This window comes from Priestia megaterium, assembly GCF_023824195.1.
GTDB lineage: Bacteria > Bacillota > Bacilli > Bacillales > Bacillaceae_H > Priestia > Priestia megaterium_D.
Window position 1 is genome coordinate 32,501 of the sequence record NZ_CP085442.1, and the last position, 2,500, is coordinate 35,000.

Sequence of the window (2,500 nt, forward strand, 5' to 3'; positions counted from 1 at the left end):
CACTGAATGGAGGCCCGAACCCACGCACGTTGAAAAGTGCGGGGATGAGGTGTGGGTAGCGGAGAAATTCCAATCGAACCTGGAGATAGCTGGTTCTCTCCGAAATAGCTTTAGGGCTAGCCTCATGTTGTAAGAGTCTTGGAGGTAGAGCACTGATTGGACTAGGGGCCCCCAACGGGTTACCGAATTCAGTCAAACTCCGAATGCCAAAGACTTATCCATGGGAGTCAGACTGCGAGTGATAAGATCCGTAGTCAAAAGGGAAACAGCCCAGACCACCAGCTAAGGTCCCCAAGTATACGTTAAGTGGAAAAGGATGTGGAGTTGCTTAGACAACCAGGATGTTGGCTTAGAAGCAGCCACCATTTAAAGAGTGCGTAATAGCTCACTGGTCGAGTGACTCTGCGCCGAAAATGTACCGGGGCTAAACGTATCACCGAAGCTGTGGATTGACATCTTTGATGTCAGTGGTAGGAGAGCGTTCTAAGTGCTGTGAAGTCAGACCGTAAGGACTGGTGGAGCGCTTAGAAGTGAGAATGCCGGTATGAGTAGCGAAAGACAAGTGAGAATCTTGTCCACCGAATGCCTAAGGTTTCCTGAGGAAGGCTCGTCCGCTCAGGGTTAGTCGGGACCTAAGCCGAGGCTGAAAAGCGTAGGCGATGGCCAACAGGTTGATATTCCTGTACCACCTCCCCGCCGTTTGAGTAATGGGGGGACGCAGTAGGATAGGGTAAGCGCGCTGCTGGATATGCGCGTTCAAGCAGTTAGGCTGATGAGTAGGCAAATCCGCTCATCATAAAGGCTGAGCTGTGATGACGAGGGAATTATAGTACCGAAGTTCCTGATTCCACACTGCCAAGAAAAGCCTCTAGCGAGGCGGGAGGTGCCCGTACCGCAAACCGACACAGGTAGGCGAGGAGAGAATCCTAAGGTGATCGAGAGAACTCTCGTTAAGGAACTCGGCAAAATGACCCCGTAACTTCGGGAGAAGGGGTGCTCTGGTAGGGTGTATAGCCCGAGAGAGCCGCAGTGAATAGGCCCAGGCGACTGTTTAGCAAAACACAGGTCTCTGCGAAGCCGCAAGGCGAAGTATAGGGGCTGACGCCTGCCCGGTGCTGGAAGGTTAAGAGGAGGGGTTATCCTTTGGGAGAAGCTCTGAATCGAAGCCCCAGTAAACGGCGGCCGTAACTATAACGGTCCTAAGGTAGCGAAATTCCTTGTCGGGTAAGTTCCGACCCGCACGAAAGGCGTAACGATCTGGGCACTGTCTCAACGAGAGACTCGGTGAAATTATAGTACCTGTGAAGATGCAGGTTACCCGCGACAGGACGGAAAGACCCCGTGGAGCTTTACTGTAGCCTGATATTGAATTTTGGTACAGCTTGTACAGGATAGGTAGGAGCCTGAGAAGCCGGAGCGCTAGCTTCGGTGGAGGCGTCGGTGGGATACTACCCTGGCTGTATTGAAATTCTAACCCGCGGCCCTGATCGGGCCGGGAGACAGTGTCAGGTGGGCAGTTTGACTGGGGCGGTCGCCTCCTAAAATGTAACGGAGGCGCCCAAAGGTTCCCTCAGAATGGTTGGAAATCATTCGTAGAGTGTAAAGGCACAAGGGAGCTTGACTGCGAGACCTACAAGTCGAGCAGGGACGAAAGTCGGGCTTAGTGATCCGGTGGTTCCGCATGGAAGGGCCATCGCTCAACGGATAAAAGCTACCCCGGGGATAACAGGCTTATCTCCCCCAAGAGTCCACATCGACGGGGAGGTTTGGCACCTCGATGTCGGCTCATCGCATCCTGGGGCTGTAGTCGGTCCCAAGGGTTGGGCTGTTCGCCCATTAAAGCGGTACGCGAGCTGGGTTCAGAACGTCGTGAGACAGTTCGGTCCCTATCCGTCGTGGGCGTAGGAAATTTGAGAGGAGCTGTCCTTAGTACGAGAGGACCGGGATGGACACACCGCTGGTGTACCAGTTGTCTTGCCAAAGGCATCGCTGGGTAGCTATGTGTGGACGGGATAAGTGCTGAAAGCATCTAAGCATGAAGCCCCCCTCAAGATGAGATTTCCCATAGCGTAAGCTAGTAAGATCCCTGAAAGATGATCAGGTTGATAGGTCAGAGGTGGAAGCGTGGCGACATGTGTAGCTGACTGATACTAATCGATCGAGGACTTAACCAAACTTTTAAAAGCGTAAGCTTTACTCGGCGAACTGTTATCTAGTTTTGAGAGAACAAAACTTTTCAAAAAAAGTCTTGCTTTCTTTTGAAAATCATGTATAATATAATATGTCTGGTGGCGATAGCGAAGAGGTCACACCCGTTCCCATACCGAACACGGAAGTTAAGCTCTTTAGCGCCAATGGTAGTTGGGACTTTGTCCCTGTGAGAGTAGGACGTTGCCAGGCTTATATATCGGAGGATTAGCTCAGCTGGGAGAGCACCTGCCTTACAAGCAGGGGGTCGGCGGTTCGATCCCGTCATCCTCCACCATTTGCCGGTGTAGCT

At 52.3% G+C, this 2,500-nt stretch carries 2 tRNA genes and 2 rRNA genes (2 of these 4 cut by a window edge); all 4 read left to right on the forward strand.

The annotated features are described in order from the left end of the window. A 23S ribosomal RNA gene (locus tag LIS78_RS00165) occupies positions 1-2,174 on the forward strand; it begins 761 nt to the left of the window's first position. Positions 2,175-2,284: 110 nt separating this feature from the next. After that, positions 2,285-2,400: ribosomal RNA gene (rrf, locus tag LIS78_RS00170) — 5S ribosomal RNA — on the forward strand. Positions 2,401-2,409: 9 nt separating this feature from the next. Further along, positions 2,410-2,485, forward strand: a tRNA-Val gene (locus LIS78_RS00175). A 3-nt stretch (positions 2,486-2,488) separates the two neighbouring features. After that, positions 2,489-2,500, forward strand: a tRNA-Thr gene (locus LIS78_RS00180); it runs 64 nt beyond the window's last position.